16 protein-coding genes are annotated in these 18,842 nt (G+C 56.1%); 12 read left to right on the top strand and 4 right to left on the bottom strand.

All coding sequences use genetic code 11. The features are described from left to right. Positions 1-45 precede the first annotated feature (45 nt). Complete coding sequence (tcp, locus tag AC4IC4_RS10065) at positions 46-1,707, top strand: methyl-accepting chemotaxis citrate transducer (protein ID WP_491472646.1); 1,662 nt, start codon at positions 46-48, stop codon at positions 1,705-1,707. A 27-nt stretch (positions 1,708-1,734) separates the two neighbouring features. On the opposite strand, the gene smrA is transcribed toward tcp, so the two are convergent. Then, the gene (gene smrA / locus AC4IC4_RS10060; protein ID WP_032651068.1) at positions 1,735-2,298 is read right to left on the bottom strand and encodes a DNA endonuclease SmrA; all 564 of its coding nucleotides are present in this window, start codon (positions 2,296-2,298) and stop codon (positions 1,735-1,737) included. Positions 2,299-2,654: 356 nt separating this feature from the next. After that, positions 2,655-3,566, bottom strand: coding sequence for a LysR family transcriptional regulator (locus tag AC4IC4_RS10055; RefSeq protein WP_491472645.1), 912 nt, complete (start codon positions 3,564-3,566; stop codon positions 2,655-2,657). A gap of 175 nt (positions 3,567-3,741) precedes the next feature. Here AC4IC4_RS10055 and AC4IC4_RS10050 point away from each other — a divergent pair, with 175 nt between their 5' ends. From AC4IC4_RS10050 to uspE, 7 genes are all read left to right on the top strand, one after another. Further along, complete coding sequence (locus AC4IC4_RS10050) at positions 3,742-5,052, top strand: M20 family metallo-hydrolase (RefSeq protein WP_491472644.1); 1,311 nt, start codon at positions 3,742-3,744, stop codon at positions 5,050-5,052. Further along, positions 5,052-6,497 carry a M20 family metallopeptidase gene (locus AC4IC4_RS10045; protein ID WP_267216599.1) on the top strand — a complete coding sequence of 482 codons (1,446 nt, stop codon included), beginning with the start codon at positions 5,052-5,054 and terminating at the stop codon, positions 6,495-6,497. The genes AC4IC4_RS10050 and AC4IC4_RS10045 overlap by 1 nt, the downstream gene beginning before the upstream one ends. A 36-nt stretch (positions 6,498-6,533) precedes the next feature. Further along, complete coding sequence (gene abgT, locus AC4IC4_RS10040) at positions 6,534-8,060, top strand: p-aminobenzoyl-glutamate transporter (protein ID WP_491472643.1); 1,527 nt, start codon at positions 6,534-6,536, stop codon at positions 8,058-8,060. Between the two features lie 10 nt (positions 8,061-8,070). Then, positions 8,071-8,586 (top strand): methylated-DNA--[protein]-cysteine S-methyltransferase, encoded by a 516-nt coding sequence (ogt, locus tag AC4IC4_RS10035; RefSeq protein ID WP_032651063.1) that lies wholly within the window; start codon positions 8,071-8,073, stop codon positions 8,584-8,586. Positions 8,587-8,769: 183 nt separating this feature from the next. After that, the gene (gene fnr, locus AC4IC4_RS10030) at positions 8,770-9,522 is read left to right on the top strand and encodes a fumarate/nitrate reduction transcriptional regulator Fnr (protein WP_006174991.1); all 753 of its coding nucleotides are present in this window, start codon (positions 8,770-8,772) and stop codon (positions 9,520-9,522) included. 146 nt (positions 9,523-9,668) lie between these two features. Next, entirely contained in the window at positions 9,669-9,851 is a 183-nt protein-coding gene (locus AC4IC4_RS10025) for a hypothetical protein (RefSeq protein WP_014883604.1), read from the top strand. Between the two features lie 109 nt (positions 9,852-9,960). Then, entirely contained in the window at positions 9,961-10,911 is a 951-nt protein-coding gene (gene uspE, locus AC4IC4_RS10020; RefSeq protein ID WP_024909171.1) for a universal stress protein UspE, read from the top strand. Between the two features lie 122 nt (positions 10,912-11,033). Here uspE and pntB read toward each other — a convergent pair whose 3' ends face one another. Both pntB and pntA read right to left on the bottom strand, forming a co-directional pair. Further along, on the bottom strand, positions 11,034-12,422 hold the full coding sequence (pntB, locus tag AC4IC4_RS10015) for a Re/Si-specific NAD(P)(+) transhydrogenase subunit beta (RefSeq protein WP_024909329.1): 1,389 nt from the start codon (positions 12,420-12,422) through the stop codon (positions 11,034-11,036). A gap of 10 nt (positions 12,423-12,432) precedes the next feature. Next, positions 12,433-13,962: a Re/Si-specific NAD(P)(+) transhydrogenase subunit alpha gene (gene pntA, locus AC4IC4_RS10010; RefSeq protein WP_024909330.1), complete on the bottom strand. Its 1,530-nt coding sequence runs from the start codon at positions 13,960-13,962 to the stop codon at positions 12,433-12,435. A gap of 535 nt (positions 13,963-14,497) precedes the next feature. Here pntA and ydgH point away from each other — a divergent pair. The 4 genes from ydgH (at position 14,498) to rstA (ending at position 18,599) form a co-directional block, all read left to right on the top strand. After that, positions 14,498-15,442, top strand: a complete 945-nt coding sequence (gene ydgH / locus AC4IC4_RS10005) for a DUF1471 family protein YdgH (RefSeq protein WP_024909331.1) — start codon at positions 14,498-14,500, stop codon at positions 15,440-15,442. A gap of 185 nt (positions 15,443-15,627) precedes the next feature. After that, positions 15,628-17,010 carry an amino acid permease gene (locus tag AC4IC4_RS10000; protein WP_023335474.1) on the top strand — a complete coding sequence of 461 codons (1,383 nt, stop codon included), beginning with the start codon at positions 15,628-15,630 and terminating at the stop codon, positions 17,008-17,010. A 39-nt stretch (positions 17,011-17,049) separates the two neighbouring features. Continuing rightward, positions 17,050-17,772: a dihydromonapterin reductase gene (gene folM, locus AC4IC4_RS09995; protein ID WP_491472642.1), complete on the top strand. Its 723-nt coding sequence runs from the start codon at positions 17,050-17,052 to the stop codon at positions 17,770-17,772. Between the two features lie 110 nt (positions 17,773-17,882). Then, positions 17,883-18,599, top strand: coding sequence for a two-component system response regulator RstA (rstA, locus tag AC4IC4_RS09990; RefSeq protein WP_024909333.1), 717 nt, complete (start codon positions 17,883-17,885; stop codon positions 18,597-18,599). The last annotated feature ends 243 nt before the right edge of the window (positions 18,600-18,842 follow it).

Raw genomic sequence — 18,842 nt, 5'->3', positions numbered from 1 at the left:
GATAGTATTGGTGTACCTCTGCATCCTTTCTAACGGACGACCGCTATGCTGAAAAATCTGCACGTGATTACCGGTATTATCTTTGCCCTCACCATATTCTGTCTGCTGCAAGTTGTCACGGGAGGGTTGTTCTACTCTGCCGTCAGTAACGATCGCCATAACTTCCAGAACTCCGGCGTGCTCAATGCCCAGCAGGAAAGCCTGAGCGACAGCGTGAACACGCTGGTGAAAACGCGCGTCACCGTCACCCGCGTGGCGATCCGCTATCTGAAAAACCAGCGTGACCCGGCTTCCCTGGCGGCGATCAATAAGCTGCTTGGCACCGCAGGCGACTCGCTGGCAAAAGCCGAAGCCTATAACAAAGAGTGGCAGAAACTGCCGCAGGTTAAGGGCCAGGAGGCGGCATTGACCGACGAGATGCAGAAATCCTGGAACCAGATGCACGAAGTGATGCGCTTATCGATTGAGTATCTGCGTGCCGACAACTATCAGGCCTATGGGGATCTGGACGCGCAGCAGGCGCAGGACGACATGGAAGCGGTCTATAACCGCTGGCGCGCCGAAAACAACACCCTGCTGAAGGCCGCAACCGAAGAGAACCAGAGCAGCTTCACGCAGATGCAGTGGACCCTGGCGGCAATTCTGCTGGCCGTTATCGCGGTTCTGGTGGTCATCTGGCAGGGTTTACAGCACCTGCTGTTAAAACCGCTCCACTCCATTATGAACCATATTCGCGCCATTGCAGGGGGCGACCTGACGCAGGATATCGCAATATCTGGCCGCAACGAGATGGGCCAGTTGGCCGCTGGCCTGCATGAGATGCAGCAGTCGCTGGTGACCACCGTCAGCGCCGTGCGCGGAAGCACCGATTCCATCTACACCGGCGCAGGCGAAATTGCCGCAGGAAGCAACGATCTGTCCGCCCGCACCGAGCAGCAGGCCGCCTCGCTGGAAGAGACTGCCGCCAGCATGGAAGAGCTGACTGCGACGGTTAAACAGAACTCCGATAACGCCCGTCAGGCCACGCTGTTGGCGAAAAATGCCTCTGAAACGGCCGCGCGCGGCGGTCACGTCGTGGATAACGTGGTTCGCACCATGAACGAAATCGCCGACAGTTCGCAGCAAATTGCGCATATTACCAGCGTGATCGACAGCATTGCGTTCCAGACGAACATTCTGGCGCTTAACGCCGCGGTGGAAGCGGCACGCGCCGGGGAACAGGGGCGTGGTTTTGCGGTTGTTGCTGGCGAAGTCCGTACGCTGGCGAGCCGCAGCGCGCAGGCGGCGAAAGAGATCAAAGGGCTTATCGAGAACTCCGTCAGCCGGGTGAATACCGGTTCTGAGCAGGTCAGCGAGGCGGGCACCACCATGAAGGAAATCGTCGCCGCCGTCACCCGCGTGACCGATATCATGGGTGAGATTTCATCGGCCTCTGACGAGCAGAGCCGCGGTATTGAGCAGGTGAGCCTGGCCGTTTCGCAGATGGACAGCGTGACGCAGCAAAACGCCGCGCTGGTGCAGGAGTCCGCCACGGCAGCAGCGGCGCTGGAAGATCAGTCCGAACAGCTGCGCCAGGCGGTAGCCGCGTTTCGTCTGAACGGCAAAGAAAGAGCGGTCGCTCCACGCCCGGCCAATCTGAAAACGCCACAGCTGCTGCGCCCGGCAACGACAAACGCCTCCACCGACAGCAACTGGGAAACGTTCTGAGTCTCAGGCGGGCGAGAATATCGCCCGCTAGCGGCTGCGCTTGGCGTGCCGCTCCCAGTTCTCCTGTTTTGCTTCATCGGATTTTCGCAGTGAAACGTAACATGCCCCGCTGCCGCCGTGATGCGGCAGCGCCACGCAGAAGGCCTGTACATCCTCGAACTCGGTTAACCAGCGCGCCAGGTAGCTGCGCACCACATTCGGATGCGAGTTCTGCTCCCGCCCTTTCCCGTGAATAATAATCAGGTTACGTAACCCGTCACGTCTGGCCTGGCAGATAAAAGAAAACAGCATCTGACGGCAGCGTTCGGCAGGCTGACGCAGGAGGTTTAAGCTGGCCTGGCGGGCATATTTACCCGAGCGCAGCTTATCGATAACGCCCTGCTGCACCCCTTCGCGCTGGAACGCCAGCGGTTCTTCCAGGGGAAGAAGGTCAAGAAAATCGAGCGTCAGGAAGTTATCCAGCTGTTCACTATCCACCTCCTGTCGCGTCCGCGTATTGCGGCTGGGCTGCCAGTGAATATCCGGGCCACGCTTCAGCGGCTGGACATCTTCCATGGCGTCAAGAAAAAAGGATTTGTCGTCAGGGTTCATGGATATCCTCCGGCTACAACTGAGGACGGTACTATACCTGCGCCCGAGACAGGCCTCAATCACCGTTACGGGCCGTCGTGTGCAACAAATATTAACCTGATGAATATATATAGTATTTATAAAATAAACTTAAATATGACTTAACTAAAATTTCAGCAAAGATGAAATAAGTGATTTGTGTTAAATTTTCGTAAAATCAAACACTCAACATCCTTTCATTTTGCGGGAAAGGTGTTATACCTAAATATACCTGCTTCATGGATATAATACTCAGGATTGGCGAAAGGACGCACTGCTGTGTGTACTGGAGGATCTGTCTGATGTCGGGCAGATCCTGTTTTTTTATTATCTGACTTTCACGCCACGATTATTTTCCTCGCTTCCCGCCTGAACTGTGTAATTAATGATTCAGCCAGGGGCGTCTGACGTGAATCGCGGCGCTGAATTAAATAATATGCTGCTTTTGGAAGCGATTCGACAACCGGCAGCATGACCAGGCGGTGCGCCAGCAGCGGGTCACACCCTAGCTCCTGCGGCAATATGCTTAGAAAATCACTTTGCGCAACCAGGCTAATACAGGAGGAAAAGGTTTCGCAGACAACGCCTATTCGCGGTATTTGCGAACGATCGCTAAATACCTCTTCTAATTGCTTGTAATAGCTTCCCCGCGGGGTCGGCATTGTCCAGTTATAATGCAGAAGTTCATTAATAGACGTTGCCCCCGTCGCCGGATGCCCTTCCCGACAAAATACCGCAAACGGTTTTTCGAAGAGCTTTTCAAACGTAAATTCCTGGTCGTAAGGCCCCTGATAATAGGTATTGATGGTGAAATCCAGTTCGCCCTGGCGTAATTCATTGATCATCGATACCAGCTGCCCTTCCATAATCCGCACCTTGACCTGCGGATGCTGCGCGTGAAAGCGGGTAATGACGGCGGGCATAAGCGTGCGTGAAACGCTGGCCCCCATCCCGATGTTGATCTGCCCGGCCAGCTCCCCCTGCCGCTGACGAATGTCATCCTGCGCCGCGCGCAGCTCTTCCAGAATCAACCTGGCGCGCTGGTAAAAACCCTCACCGCATTCCGTCAACGCGACGCCCTTACTCCTGCGCACGAAAAGCTGCGCCGCCATGCCCTCCTCCAGCTCTTTGATGGATTTGGTCAGCGCCGGCTGGGAAAGATTCAGCGTCCTGCTGGCACCGCGAATGCTGCCCTGACGCGCAACCTCAACAAACGCCCGGATTTGATGAAATTTAATCTGGAATGTCATAGCCCGACCGATAACCGTTGTTTATCAGAGTAAAGAAACTGTCATCTACTTTAATGGAAAGGGATGTGCGAGGGTAATTCCTGAACGGTTAAAACTGTGAAAAATCGGTTAGTGATAAGTAAAAACTATCACAGCGTGAAGCAGTTCACATATTTTAATGATGACAGGAACAGATATGGACACACTGGCACAGTACATCCAGACGTTAACCCCGCAGCTGAGCGCGTGGCGTCGTGATTTTCACCATTTCGCGGAATCCGGCTGGGTAGAGTTTCGTACCGCCGCGAAAGTCGCGGAAATCCTGGACTCGCTGGGTTACGAACTGGCGATGGGTCGCGACGTGGTCGATGCCGAAAGCCGGATGGGGCTGCCCGATGCCGCTACCCTGGCGCATGAGTTTGCCCGTGCGCGGGCGCAGGGCGCGCCTGAGAAATGGCTGGCGCCGTTTGAAGGCGGCTTTACCGGCATTGTGGCCACCCTGAATACCGGCCGCCCTGGTCCAACCCTGGCGTTTCGCGTGGACATGGACGCCCTTGATTTAAGCGAAGCGCTCGACGACAGCCATCGCCCGTTCCGCGACGGGTTTGCCTCCTGCAACGCAGGAATGATGCACGCCTGCGCGCACGACGGCCACACCACCATTGGTCTGGGGCTGGCGCAGGTGCTTAAGCAGAATGAAGCCCGGCTGAACGGCACCATCAAGCTGATCTTCCAGCCCGCCGAAGAAGGTACGCGCGGCGCGCGCGCCATGGTTGCCGCCGGGGCGCTGGATGACGTGGACTATTTCACGGCTATCCATATTGGTACTGGCGTCCCCGCCGGTACGGTAATCTGCGGCAGCGATAACTTTATGGCCACCACCAAGTTCGACGTGAGTTTTACCGGCGTGGCCGCACACGCGGGCGGTAAGCCGGAGGACGGTCGTAACGCCCTGCTCGCCGCCGCGCAGGCCGCCCTCGCCCTGCACAGCATCGCCCCGCACAGCGAAGGTGCCTCCCGGGTAAACGTCGGCGTGATGCAGGCGGGCAGCGGACGCAACGTGGTGCCCGCCAATGCTCTGATCAAAGTTGAAACCCGCGGCGAAACCGAAGTGATTAATCAGTACGTCTTTGAACGCGCGCAGGCAGTAATTACCGGCGCGGCGGCGCTCTACGGCGTGAGCACGGAGATGCGCCTGATGGGGGCAGCCACCTCCAGCGCGCCAACGCCGGCCTGGGTGGATTATCTGCGCGAACAGGCGAGCCAGGTTTCCGGGGTTGTTCACGCCATCGATAAGGTGAAGGCGCCAGCAGGCTCCGAAGACGCCACGCTGATGATGGCCCGCGTGCAGCAGAACGGCGGCATGGCGTCCTATATGGTGTTTGGCACGGATTTGAGCGCCGGACATCACAACGAAAAATTCGACTTCGATGAGCAGGTCATGCCTGTCGCCATCGAAACGCTGGCGCGAACTGCGCTTAATTTCCCGTGGACGCGAGGTGTGTAATGCAGGAGAACTACGCTTTTATTGCCGATGCGATCGATACGCGATGTCGGACGTTAACCGATATTGCCGACGCGATCTGGGATCGTCCCGAAACCCGCTTTGAAGAGTTCTGGTCCGCCGAACGGCTGGCCAGCGAGCTGGAAGCAGAAGGCTTCACGCTGACCCGCGAGGCAGGCGGCATCCCCAACGCGTTTATCGCCAGCTTCGGCAGCGGGAAACCGGTTATCGCCCTGCTGGGCGAGTACGACGCGCTGGCCGGATTAAGCCAGCAGGCACACTGCGCGACCGCGCAGACCGCCACGCCGGGAGCCAACGGACACGGCTGCGGGCATAACCTCTTAGGCACCGCGGCGCTGGCGGGCGCGGTGGCGGTGAAAAGCTGGCTGGAGCAGCATGGCGGCAGCGGAACGGTACGTTTTTACGGCTGTCCCGGCGAAGAAGGCGGCTCCGGGAAAACCTTTATGGTGCGCGAAGGGCTGTTTGATGACGTCGATGCCGCCGTCACCTGGCACCCGGAAGCCTTTGCCGGGATGTTTAACGTCAGCACGCTGGCGAATATTCAGGCCGCCTGGCGTTTTCACGGCGTGGCGGCGCACGCGGCCAACTCCCCTCACCTGGGACGCAGCGCGCTGGACGCCGTGACGCTGATGACCACCGGCACCAACTTCCTTAACGAACACATTATCGAGAAAGCGCGCGTCCATTACGCCATTACCGATACCGGCGGGATTTCGCCCAACGTGGTGCAGGCGCAGGCCGAGGTGCTGTACCTGATCCGCGCCCCGGAGATGGCGGATGCGCAGCAGATCTACGAGCGCATCGAGAAAATCGCCCAGGGCGCGGCGCTGATGACCGAAACCACCGTCGAATGCCGCTTTGATAAAGCCTGCTCCAGCTATCTGCCGAACCGCACGCTTGAGGCGGCGATGTATCGCGCCCTGCAGCACTACGGCACGCCGGAGTGGACCGACGAGGAGCGAGAGTTTGCCCGCGAGATCCGCGCCACGCTGACACCCAACGATCTGCAAAACAGCCTGAAAAATATTGCCGCTACGGGAGGTGAAGCGGGGAAAGCCTTTGCCCGTCGTCATCAGGCGACGCTGCTGGTGGATGAAGTCGCGCCCTACGCTATTACCGACAACGTGCTGGCGGGCTCAACGGACGTGGGCGACGTCAGCTGGAAAATGCCGGTCGCCCAGTGCTTCAGCCCCTGCTTTACCGTCGGCACACCGCTGCACACCTGGCAGCTGGTGTCCCAGGGGCGTACTTCCATTGCTCACAAAGGCATGCTGCTGGCCGGAAAAGTGATGGGTGCGACCGCGCTCAATCTGCTGCTGGACGCAGCGCTGCTGAACAAATGCCGTGAAGAGTTCGAACAACAATTACAAGAAAAACCGTACGCGTGTCCGATCCCACAGGGCGTGACACCGTCACCTTTAAAATAAAAAAACACAACAACACAACACTCCCGAGGAACGCCCATGAGTATGTCATCCATACCTTCGCATTCCCCATCCGGTAAGCTCTATGGCTGGGTTGAAAGGATCGGCAATAAAGTGCCGCACCCTTTCCTGCTGTTTATCTATCTGATTGTGATTTTGATGGTCGCCACCGCCGTGCTCTCCGCCTTTGACGTGAGCGTGCGCAGCCCGGCTGACGGCAGCCTGGTGGCGGTAAAGAACCTGCTCAGCGTTGACGGGCTGCACTGGTTTTTACCTAACGTCATCAAAAACTTCAGCGGTTTCGCCCCGCTGGGCGCCATTCTGGCGCTGGTGCTGGGCGCCGGGCTGGCAGAACGCGTTGGCCTGCTGCCCGCATTAATGGTGAAGATGGCTTCCCACGTCAGCGCGCGGTACGCGAGCTACATGGTGCTGTTTATCGCCTTCTTCAGCCATATCTCCTCCGACGCCGCGCTGGTGATCATGCCGCCGATGGGGGCGCTGATTTTCCTCGCCGTCGGTCGTCATCCCGTGGCGGGCCTGCTGTCGGCGATTGCGGGGGTGGGCTGCGGATTCACCGCTAACCTGCTGATCGTCACCACCGACGTGTTGCTCTCGGGCATCAGCACGGAGGCGGCAAAGGCCATTGATGCGGCCATGCACGTCAGCGTGATCGACAACTGGTACTTTATGGCAAGCTCGGTCATTGTCCTGACGATTGTCGGCGGGCTGATTACCGATAAGATCGTCGAGCCGCGCCTGGGCAAATGGGAAGGCCGTAGCGATGAAAAGCTGGAGACCCTGAGCAAAGAGCAGCGCTTCGGCCTGCGCGTGGCTGGCGTGGTCTCGCTGGCCTTTATCGCGCTGGTGGCGCTGATGGTGGTCCCGGAAAACGGCATATTGCGCGATCCGGTTAAACATACGGTCCTGCCGTCACCGTTTATTCAGGGCATTGTGCCGCTGATTATCCTCTTCTTCTTTGTCGTTTCGCTGGCCTACGGTATCGCTACCGGCAAAATCCGCCGTCAGGGCGATTTGCCGCAGCTGATGATCGAGCCAATGAAGGAGATGGCGGGCTTTATCGTGATGGTGTTCCCGCTGGCCCAGTTTGTGGCGATGTTTAACTGGAGCAACATGGGCAAGTTTATGGCCGTGGGCCTGACCGACGCGCTGGAGGCCGCCGGATTAAGCGGCGTACCGGCGTTTGTCGGCCTGGCGCTTCTGTCATCCCTGCTGTGCATGTTTATCGCCAGCGGCTCCGCCATCTGGTCGATTCTGGCCCCGATCTTCGTGCCGATGTTTATGATGCTGGGGTTCCACCCGGCTTTCGCGCAGATCCTGTTCCGCATCGCGGACTCTTCGGTTATTCCGCTGGCGCCAGTCTCGCCGTTTGTTCCGCTGTTTTTAGGCTTCCTGCAGCGCTATAAACCCGAGGCCAAACTGGGTACCTACTATTCGCTGGTTTTACCCTACCCGCTTATCTTTTTAGGGGTATGGCTGGTGATGCTGGTGGCATGGTATCTTGTCGGCCTGCCGATTGGACCGGGGATTTACCCGAGGCTGAACTAAAGGAATGAGGATGCTGAGATTACTCGAAGACAAGATTGCGACGCCGCTCGGGCCGCTGTGGGTGATCGCGGACGAGCAGTTCTGCCTGCGCGCCGTCGAATGGGAAGAGCACAGCGACCGCATGGAAGAACTGCTTGCGATTCACTACCGCTCACAGGGATATGAACGTATCCGCGCCACCAATCCGGGCGGGCTGAGCGACAAGCTTGCAGCGTACTTCGAAGGCGATCTCAGCATCATCGATACTCTGCCGACCGCCACGGCGGGCACGCCTTTTCAGCGCGAAGTGTGGCAGGCGCTACGTTCGATTCCGTGCGGGCAGGTCATGCATTACGGCCAGCTTGCGGAGCAGCTAGGCCGCGCAGGAGCAGCACGCGCAGTGGGTGCCGCGAACGGCTCTAACCCGGTGAGCATCGTGGTACCCTGCCATCGCGTCATTGGCCGTAACGGTACCATGACAGGCTATGCCGGTGGCGTGCAGCGAAAAGAGTGGCTGCTGCGTCACGAAGGGTATCTCTTGCTCTAGTTCCCAGGCTTTTTGTGCTTAATTTTCTACCGGTTAGGCTAAAAATCCATAATCAAGCTGTGGAATTTCAAGAAGATGGCGACACGTTGCCGTCTCTTGTCCTTATTGAGGGTTTGTCAGGCTTACGTACTTACCAAAAAGATGTTAAAATTGACCAATATCAATTAAGGCTTGAGCAAACCTATGATCCCGGAAAAGCGAATTATACGACGCATTCAGTCTGGCGGTTGTGCTATCCATTGCCAGGATTGCAGCATCAGCCAGCTCTGTATCCCGTTTACCCTGAATGAGCATGAACTCGATCAGCTTGATAATATCATCGAGCGCAAAAAGCCTATTCAGAAAGGGCAGACGCTGTTTAAAGCGGGAGACGAACTGAAATCGCTCTATGCTATCCGTTCTGGCACCATCAAGAGCTACACCATCACCGAACAGGGTGATGAGCAGATCACCGGCTTCCATCTGGCGGGCGACCTGGTGGGCTTTGATGCCATCGGCACGGGCCATCACCCGAGCTTTGCTCAGGCACTCGAAACCTCAATGGTTTGTGAAATCCCGTTTGAAACCCTGGACGATCTGTCCGGCAAGATGCCTAACCTGCGTCAGCAGATGATGCGTCTGATGAGCGGTGAGATCAAAGGCGATCAGGACATGATCCTGCTGCTTTCCAAAAAGAATGCAGAAGAGCGCCTGGCCGCGTTTATCTACAACCTCTCCCGCCGCTTCGCCGAGCGTGGCTTCTCGCCGCGTGAATTCCGTCTGACAATGACGCGTGGCGATATCGGTAACTACCTGGGTCTGACCGTGGAAACCATCAGCCGTCTGCTGGGTCGTTTCCAGAAAAGCGGGATGCTGGCCGTTAAAGGTAAATACATCACTATCGAAAACGGTGAAGCGCTGGCCGTTCTTGCCGGGCACGCCCGCAACGTGGCATAACTTTCCACCTGTTGATGACCAGACTGATAAATTCTTGTGATTTATTGGTCTGGTATAATCACTTTCGTTTCAAGATATTTTCACCGTAGTACGTCCCCACACAGCGCCCGAAAGGTTCTCGTTGAGGTTATGAATTGAGAGAAAGTTTGTTTTTCGTTTCAGTCGTGATCGCTTCAGTGACCTTTATCTTCATCTGGATCATGCTTGTCGGCCCGATGAAGGGGGAGGAAAAAACCTACGTTCAGGACTCCACGACCTTTGCGATAGCGGTGATGGTGCTGCTGTTTATTGCGTTTATCGCGGTGACGACCACAGTGCTTTTCCTCTGATATATTTTCATGAATTATTGATCTGGCAAAACCTCCCCTCTGTTTCATTCAGGATATATAGGTTACTCTTTTAATTACAGACTGTGGTGACAGTAGTAAGGAGACCTGTATGGCCAAGTATCAAAACATGCTGGTAGCTATCGATCCGAATCAGGACGATCAGCCAGCATTACGACGTGCTGTGTATTTGCATCAACGGATTGGTGGCAAAATCAAAGCGTTTTTGCCGATCTATGACTTCTCGTATGAGATGACCACCCTTCTGTCGCCTGACGAGCGCACCGCTATGCGTCAGGGCGTCATCAGCCAGCGTACCGCGTGGATCCGTGAACAGGCGAAGTATTACCTGGAAGCGGGTGTGCCCATTGATATTAAAGTGGTCTGGCATAACCGACCTTTCGAAGCCATCATCCAGGAGATTGTCGCCGGGGGGCACGACCTGCTGCTGAAGATGGCGCACCAGCACGACAAGCTGGAATCCGTGATCTTCACCCCGACCGACTGGCACTTGCTGCGTAAATGCCCTTGCCCGGTCTGGATGGTGAAAGACCAGCCGTGGCCTGAAGGCGGGAAAGCCGTTGTGGCGGTAAACCTCGCGAGCGAAGAGGATTACCACAATTCGCTGAACGAGAAGCTGGTGAAGGAGACCCTCCAGCTTGCCGATCAGGTGAATCATACCGAAGTGCATCTGGTGGGTGCCTATCCGGTCACCCCGATTAACATTGCCATTGAGCTGCCTGAATTTGACCCGAGCGTGTACAACGACGCGATCCGCGGTCAGCACCTGCTGGCCATGAAAGCGCTGCGCCAGAAATTCAGCATCGACGAGAAGATGACACACGTGGAAAAAGGGCTGCCTGAAGAGGTGATCCCGGACCTGGCGGAACACCTGCAGGCGGGGATTGTGGTGCTGGGCACCATTGGCCGGACCGGTATTTCTGCCGCCTTCCTCGGCAATACCGCCGAACAGGTAATCGACCATCTGCGCTGCGACCTGCTGGTCATTAAGCCGGATGAGTACCAGACGCCGGTTGAGCTGGACGATCCGGAAGACGATTAACCAGCAAGATGAAAAAAAACCGTCGGGGAACCGGCGGTTTTTTTTGCCGGGTGGCGGCTTCGCCTTACCCGGCCTACGGGTTTGGTAGGCCCGGTAAGCTTGCACCACCGGGCTTAACCCTGTCAGAGTGATTTCAGAATCGCATCCACGCTGGCTTTGGCATCGCCAAACAGCATGTGGGTGTTCTCTTTGAAGAACAGCGGGTTCTGAACCCCGGCATAGCCGGTATTCATGGAGCGTTTAAACACAATCACGTTCTGCGCCTTCCACACTTCCAGAACCGGCATACCGGCGATTGGGCTACCCGGATCGTCCTGTGCAGCAGGGTTAACGGTATCGTTGGCGCCAATGACCAGCACGGTGTCGGTGTCGGCGAAATCATCGTTGATCTCATCCATTTCCAGCACGATGTCGTAAGGCACTTTCGCTTCCGCCAGCAGCACGTTCATGTGGCCAGGCAGACGCCCTGCCACCGGGTGAATACCAAAGCGAACCTTAATGCCCCGCGCGCGCAGTTTCTCGGTGATTTCCGCCACCGGATACTGCGCCTGCGCCACCGCCATGCCGTAGCCCGGAGTGATGATCACGGAATGCGAGTTTTTCAGCATGTCTGCGGTATCTTCCGCAGAAATTTCACGGTGCTCACCCACTTCTTCATCCGCACTGGAAGAAGACCCATCGGTCCCGAAACCACCGGCGATAACGCTGATGAACGAACGGTTCATCGCCTTACACATGATGTAAGACAGGATCGCACCGGAAGAACCCACCAGCGCACCGGTGACGATCAGCAGGTCGTTGCTCAGCATAAAGCCTGCCGCCGCTGCCGCCCAACCGGAGTAGGAGTTCAGCATCGAGACAACCACCGGCATATCCGCACCGCCGATGGACGCCACCAGGTGCCAGCCGAACGCCAGCGCGATGATGGTCATGACCAGCAACGCCAGCACCTGCAGACCGACGCTTTCGGTACGCACGAAGACCACCAGCAGTACAAACGACACCACCAGCGCCGCCAGGTTCAGCTTATGACGGTTTGGCAGCATCAGCGGTTTAGAGGAGATCTTCCCGCGCAGTTTGCCAAACGCGACAATAGAACCAGTGAAGGTCACCGCACCGATGAAGATACCGAGGAACACTTCCGTCAGGTGGATGTTCACCAGAATCGGTTCCAGGCCCGGTTCGTGATACAGGTAGCTGTTGAAGCCCACCAGCACTGCCGCCAGACCCACGAAGCTGTGCAGAATAGCGACCAGCTCCGGCATCTCGGTCATTTCAACGCGTTTCGCGAGGCGAATACCAATCGCGCCGCCGATGATCATCGCTACCAGGATCCACGCCACGTTGCCGGTATCCGGCCCGAAGATGGTGGCTATCAGCGCAATCGCCATCCCGGCGATACCAAAGTTATTCCCCTGCTGAGACGTTTCGTGTTTGGAAAGCCCCGCCAGACTGAAAATAAACAGGATTGCAGCAACAATGTATGCGGCTGTCACTAATCCTCCAGACATATGCTACCCCTTAGCCTTTACGAAACATTTTCAGCATGCGCTGAGTCACGGTGAAACCACCGAAAATATTGATACTGGCGATCAGCACCGCGATAAAGCTCAGGAAGCTGATCCAGCCGCCGTGACCAATCTGCAGTAACGCCCCCACTACGATGATCCCGGAGATGGCGTTGGTTACCGACATCAGCGGCGTGTGCAGCGCATGGGAGACGTTCCACACCACGTAGTAGCCTACGACGCAAGAGAGCGCGAAGACGGTAAAGTGGCCGAGGAACTCTTTCGGTGCAACGTCAGCCAGCCAGCCGAACAGAATAATCACCAGCGCCATGATCGCGTATTTACGCCACGGAGAAGCCGGTTTGGCGGGTTCTTTTGGCGCGGGTGCCGCTTTCGCTGCCGCCTGAGGCTGAGCAGAAACCTGAATAGGCGGCGCAGGCCAGGTAATTTCACCTTCACGGACCACGGTGACGCCGCGCACCACCACATCGTCAAAATCGACGGTGATGTTGCCGTCTTTCTCTTTGCAAAGCAGCTTCAGCAGGTTGACGAGGTTAGTGCCGTAGAGCTGAGAAGACTGCGTTGGCAGACGGCCCGGCAGGTCGGTATAACCGATCACTTTCACGCCGTTAGCGGTCGTGGTCACCTGATTCGGTACGGTATATTCACAGTTACCGCCGTTTTGGGCGGCCAGGTCGACAATCACGCTGCCCGATTTCATGGAGTCAACCATCTCACGGGTAATCAGCTTCGGTGCCGGTTTACCGGGGATAAGCGCGGTGGTGACAATAATGTCGACATCTTTCGCCTGTGCAGCGAAGAGTTCCATTTCGGCTTTGATAAAGGCTTCGGACATCACCTTCGCGTAACCATCACCGCTGCCTGCCTCTTCCTTAAAGTCCAGTTCAAGGAATTCGGCCCCCATACTCTGAACCTGTTCCTTTACTTCAGGACGGGTGTCAAAGGCGCGTACGATAGCGCCCAGGCTGTTTGCCGCACCGATGGCGGCAAGGCCCGCTACGCCCGCACCAATCACCATCACTTTCGCCGGAGGGACTTTACCCGCGGCGGTGATTTGACCGGTAAAGAAGCGACCAAATTCGTGGGCCGCTTCAACAATGGCGCGGTAGCCGGCAATGTTTGCCATGGAGCTTAAGGCATCCAGCGACTGCGCGCGCGAAATGCGCGGCACGGAGTCCATCGCCATCACGGTCACGCCACGGGCCGCCAGCTTCTCCATCAGCTCCGGGTTTTGCGCAGGCCAGATGAAGCTCACCAGGGTCGTCCCCGGATTCAGCAGCGCAATTTCACTCTCTTCCGGTGCGTTGACCTTCAGAATTACCGGCGACTGCCAGACGTCAGCACCGTCGACCACTTCTGCGCCAGCCTGGATAAAGGCCTCGTCATCGAAACTCGCCAGTTTGCCTGCGCCGCTTTCGACCGCGACCGTAAAACCCAGTTTAAGCAGTTGCTCCACCGTTTTCGGTGTTGCCGCTACGCGGGTTTCATTGGCTAACCGTTCTTTTGGTACCCCAATACGCATAGTTTTCCCTTCCATCGGTTTTTGATGATGGTTTATCGATAAATGCCCGCGGTTTGTATCAATTTTCGCCATCGCGCGAGCGACGAGAGATGATTAACCCCGGAAAATAAAACAGTAACAAACTGTCTATAACCTACTGAAAATAGCGCCCGTGATCTACCGCCGGAAAACACTATTTCTTACTTTATCTGTGAAAAATAAGCGATCGGCGTCACTGACAGTGATATTTACCTTAAATTCATCGCCAGAACCGATAAATCGCGCAAACGAAGCGGTAAAAACATGATATAGCGCCATAAGAGAACAACTTGTTAACATTAAATTAACTTGTAAAAGTCATATGCTTTATCAGTTTTACTTGTCAAACGCGTGTTTTTTCAACATATCACTAAATGTTATCGAATAAGGTGATTCAGTAAGCACGGGCAGTGAAAAATGGCGCAGACAGCGACGGGTTTTAAATGCAATAATCGGGACCGTCTCAAATTAACAACAATACCAGTACATGGTTTGCGCAAGGCGAAGGATCATTTTTATGAAGCTTAAGAACACACTCCTGGCGTCCGCACTTCTTTCCGCGACCGCCCTGTCTGCGAATGCCGCAACAGAGTTAACGCCGGAGCAAGCGGCAGCGTTAAAACCTTTTGACCATACGGTCATTGTGGGTCGTTATAATTCTATTGGCGACGCCGTCGCCGCGGCATCAAAAGCTGCTGATAAAAACGGGGCTGCCTCGTTTTATGTCGTTGACCAGTCCGATTACGGCAACAGCGGTAACCAGCGCGTGACCATTGCGCTGTTCAAAGACAATGCGCCAAAAGCTGACGCACCGAAAAACCGCGTGATCAACGGTGTTGTTGAACTGCCGAAAGATCAGGCGATTGAGCTGGAACCTTACGACACTGTCACCGTTCAGGGCTTCTATCGCAGCCAGCCTGAAGTGAACGATGCCATCACCAAAGCCGCGAAAGAGAAAGGGGCCTACTCGTTCTTCATCGTGCGTCAGGTCGATGCTAACCAAGGTGGCAACCAGCGTATTACCGCGTTCATCTATAAAAAAGATGCGAAAAAACGTGTTCTGCAGAGCCCGGATGCCATCCCGGCGAATTCAGAAGCAGGTCGCGCGGCAATAGCAAAAGGCGGCGAAGAAGCGAAGAAAGTTGAAATTCCAGGCGTAGCAACGACGGCTGCCCCAAGCGCTGAAGTGGGCCGTTTCTTCGAAACGCAGTCCACGAAAGGTGGCCGCTATTCCGTTACGCTGCCGGACGGTACCAAAATTGAAGAGTTGAACAACGCCACTGCAGCGCAGATGGTGCCGTTCGACAGCATCAAGTTTACCGGCAACTACGGCAACATGACGGAAGTCTCTTACCAGGTCGCGAAGCGTGCGGCGAAGAAAGGGGCGAAGTACTACCACATCACCCGCCAGTGGCAGGAACGTGGTAACAACGTGACCATCAGCGCCGATCTGTACAAGTAACAAAATCGTTTACGAAAGGCGGCGCAATGCCGCCTTTTTTGTTACTTTTTTTTGAATTTCTGCCACACGTCATTGCATGCTTTCGTTACACTCCGTAAAATCCCGCGCCTTAGTGTGATCCACCATTTTTATGCGCCTGAGCGAAATAATTATTCTGGATTTTGACCTTTCATAACAGGAAGCCAATGGAAAAGAAACTTGGCCTGAGTGCTCTGACTGCACTCGTTTTAAGCTCAATGCTGGGTGCAGGCGTATTCAGTTTGCCGCAAAATATGGCGGCCGTCGCGAGCCCTTCCGCGCTCATCATTGGCTGGGGCATTACCGGTGTCGGAATACTGCTGCTGGCCTTCGCCATGCTGCTCCTCACTCGCATTCGCCCGGACCTGGACGGCGGCATTTTCACCTATGCCCGTGAAGGCTTCGGCGAGCTGATTGGCTTCTGTTCCGCATGGGGATACTGGCTGTGTGCCGTTATCGCCAACGTCTCCTATCTGGTGATCGTCTTCTCGGCGCTCAGTTTCTTTACCGATACGCCAGAGCTGCGTCTCTTTGGCGACGGGAATACCTGGCAGTCTATTGTGGGCGCCTCGGTGCTGCTGTGGTTCGTCCACTGGCTGGTATTACGCGGCGTACAAACGGCCGCCAGCATCAATCTGGTGGCGACGCTGGCGAAACTGGTTCCGCTCGGCCTGTTTATTGTTCTGGCCTTTATTGCGTTCCGTATGGACGTATTCAAGCTCGATTTCAGCGGCGTTGCGCTGGGCGTTCCCGTCTGGGAGCAGGTGAAAAACACGATGCTGATTACCCTGTGGGTGTTCATCGGTGTGGAAGGTGCGGTCGTGGTTTCTGCCCGTGCGCGGAATAAACGCGATGTGGGCCGCGCCACGCTGCTGGCCGTACTGGCCGCGCTCGGGGTCTATCTGCTGGTGACGCTGCTGTCGCTGGGCGTGGTGGCGCGTCCTGAGCTGGCGGAAATGCGTAACCCGTCAATGGCAGGCCTGATGGTGAAAATGCTCGGTCCCTGGGGCGATGTGGTGATTGCTGCAGGACTGATCGTCTCCGTCTGCGGCGCTTACCTGAGCTGGACCATCATGGCGGCTGAAGTGCCGTTCCTGGCCGCGACGCACAAGGCGTTTCCACGCCTGTTCGCCCGTCAAAACAAAAACAGCGCGCCATCGGCATCACTCTGGCTGACCAACATCAGCGTTCAGGTCTGCCTGGTGCTGATCTGGCTCACAGGCTCAGACTATAACACGCTGCTGACCATCGCCTCGGAGATGATTCTGGTACCCTATTTCTTAGTGGGTGCGTATCTGTTAAAAATTGCCACACGCCCGGCGCATTATGTCGTGGGTGTCGGAGCCTGTATTTACGGCCTGTGGTTGTTGTATGCTTCCGGGCCTATGCATCTGCTGCTGTCGGTAGTGCTGTACGCACCGGGTCTGCTGGTGTTTATCTACGCCCGCCGCACGCATCAGCTGGAGAATGCGCTGAAACGCCGTGAGATGGCATTAATTGGACTGCTACTGGTTGCTGCCCTGCCGGCAACCTGGATGTTAATGGGATAGCATCGCCTTTCCCATTGTTGAACTGTAAAGGAGAATACGATGGGAAATGCACCGCTTCGCCCAATACTGATTACCGGTGGAGGCCGCCGTATCGGCCTCGCTCTTGCCCATCACTTTCTCAACCTTCGCCATCCTGTCATTGTCAGCTACCGTACGGAATACCCGTCGATTGAAGGGTTACGCAAAGCCGGTGCTGTCTGCATTCAGGCTGATTTTTCAACCGATGAAGGCATTCTGGCTTTCGCGGAAGAGGTGAAGTCCACCACGATGGGGCTGCGCGCCGTGATCCATAACGCCAGCGCATGGCGTGCCGAAAAACCCGGTACGTCACTCAGCGAAACGCTCTCCGCCATGTTGCAGATCCACGTTAATACCCCTTATCTGCTCAACCACGCCCTGCAGGATCTGCTGCGCGGCCATGGGCATGCTGCGGGCGACATCATTCACTTCACTGATTATGTAGTGGAGCGCGGAAGCGACAAGCACATCGCCTACGCGGCCAGCAAAGCCGCGCTGGATAATATGACGCGCTCGTTTGCCCGCAAGCTTGCGCCCGAGGTGAAGGTGAACGCCATCGCCCCGGCGATGATTTTGTTTAACGAAAACGATGATGCGGAGTATCGCCAGCAGGCGCTGAATAAGTCGCTTATGAAAATCGCCCCGGGCGAGAAAGAGGTCATCGACCTTGTGGATTACCTGCTCACCAGCTGCTATGTCACCGGCAGAACCTTTGCCGTGGACGGCGGCCGTCCGCTGCGCTAGTGAAAGCGAATAACAGCCAGAATTACGGAACCGGCGTTAATTTTGAAAGATTAATGGAAGGTTAAGGTTCCGCGGTGTATGTTGGCTTTTTTCACGAAAACAGACGCTGTATGAATAAGATTGTTTATGTTGAAGACGAACCCGAAGTCGGGCAGTTGATCGCCGCCTATCTGGGTAAACATGATATGGACGTCATTGTTGAACCTCGCGGCGATCGTGCCGAAGAGGTGGTCGTCCGTGAAAACCCCGATCTGGTGCTGCTGGATATCATGTTGCCAGGCAAAGACGGCATGACGCTCTGCCGTGACCTGCGCGCCAGGTGGGAGGGCCCTATCGTCCTGCTCACCTCGCTGGACAGCGATATGAACCATATCTTGTCGCTGGAGATGGGTGCCAATGACTACATTCTGAAAACCACACCGCCTGCCGTCCTGCTCGCTCGCCTGCGCCTCCATTTGCGCCAGCACGCCAGCATCGAACGCGAAGCACCCGCGGCGTCTCTGACACCGCACAAAGCGATGCGCTTCGGTACGCTGTCTATTGACCCCATTAACCGTCAGGTGCTGCTCTCTGGCGAGCTTATCGCCCTCTCCACCGCAGATTTTGACCTGCTGTGGGAGCTGGCAACGCACGCCGGGCAAATCATGGACCGCGACGCGCTGCTGAAAAACCTGCGTGGCGTGAGCTATGACGGAATGGACCGCAGCGTTGACGTGGCGATTTCGCGTCTGCGCAAAAAGCTGCAGGATAACGCTACCGAGCCCTACCGCATTAAAACCGTGCGTAATAAGGGTTACCTGTTTGCCCCCCACGCCTGGGAAACCTGATTCCGTTAACCGGTTAGCATAACATGCGCGAAATGAAGGTATTACACAGTGATGCCCTCTCTTTCGCGCCTTTATTTATCCGTTTGCGCAACAATTAACTTGCTAAGCACGCGAACTATCCCATAATTAAACCTTCTACTGTCCTTTCTTCAGCTGGCACTGACCCGGCTACAACGCTTTCTCACCGTGAAGCTCTCACGAAACCTCTCCCATAAAATCTTGATATGAGGATTTAAGCCCATG

It is taken from the genome of Enterobacter sp. Taxon_2 (genome assembly GCF_058355295.1).
Note: the sequence above shows the minus strand (reverse complement) of the source record. Positions and strands in the feature narration are given on the sequence as shown.

Bases quoted from the DNA above. Each gene is read 5' to 3' on its own strand.
- tcp (WP_491472646.1), top strand. From the start codon at position 46: ATGCTGAAAAATCTGCACGTGATTACCGGTATTATCTTTGCCCTCACC.
- smrA (WP_032651068.1), bottom strand. From the start codon at position 2,298: ATGAACCCTGACGACAAATCCTTTTTTCTTGACGCCATGGAAGATGTC.
- AC4IC4_RS10055 (WP_491472645.1), bottom strand. From the start codon at position 3,566: ATGACATTCCAGATTAAATTTCATCAAATCCGGGCGTTTGTTGAGGTT.
- AC4IC4_RS10050 (WP_491472644.1), top strand. From the start codon at position 3,742: ATGGACACACTGGCACAGTACATCCAGACGTTAACCCCGCAGCTGAGC.
- AC4IC4_RS10045 (WP_267216599.1), top strand. From the start codon at position 5,052: ATGCAGGAGAACTACGCTTTTATTGCCGATGCGATCGATACGCGATGT.
- abgT (WP_491472643.1), top strand. From the start codon at position 6,534: ATGAGTATGTCATCCATACCTTCGCATTCCCCATCCGGTAAGCTCTAT.
- ogt (WP_032651063.1), top strand. From the start codon at position 8,071: ATGCTGAGATTACTCGAAGACAAGATTGCGACGCCGCTCGGGCCGCTG.
- fnr (WP_006174991.1), top strand. From the start codon at position 8,770: ATGATCCCGGAAAAGCGAATTATACGACGCATTCAGTCTGGCGGTTGT.
- uspE (WP_024909171.1), top strand. From the start codon at position 9,961: ATGGCCAAGTATCAAAACATGCTGGTAGCTATCGATCCGAATCAGGAC.
- pntB (WP_024909329.1), bottom strand. From the start codon at position 12,422: ATGTCTGGAGGATTAGTGACAGCCGCATACATTGTTGCTGCAATCCTG.
- pntA (WP_024909330.1), bottom strand. From the start codon at position 13,962: ATGCGTATTGGGGTACCAAAAGAACGGTTAGCCAATGAAACCCGCGTA.
- ydgH (WP_024909331.1), top strand. From the start codon at position 14,498: ATGAAGCTTAAGAACACACTCCTGGCGTCCGCACTTCTTTCCGCGACC.
- AC4IC4_RS10000 (WP_023335474.1), top strand. From the start codon at position 15,628: ATGGAAAAGAAACTTGGCCTGAGTGCTCTGACTGCACTCGTTTTAAGC.
- folM (WP_491472642.1), top strand. From the start codon at position 17,050: ATGGGAAATGCACCGCTTCGCCCAATACTGATTACCGGTGGAGGCCGC.
- rstA (WP_024909333.1), top strand. From the start codon at position 17,883: ATGAATAAGATTGTTTATGTTGAAGACGAACCCGAAGTCGGGCAGTTG.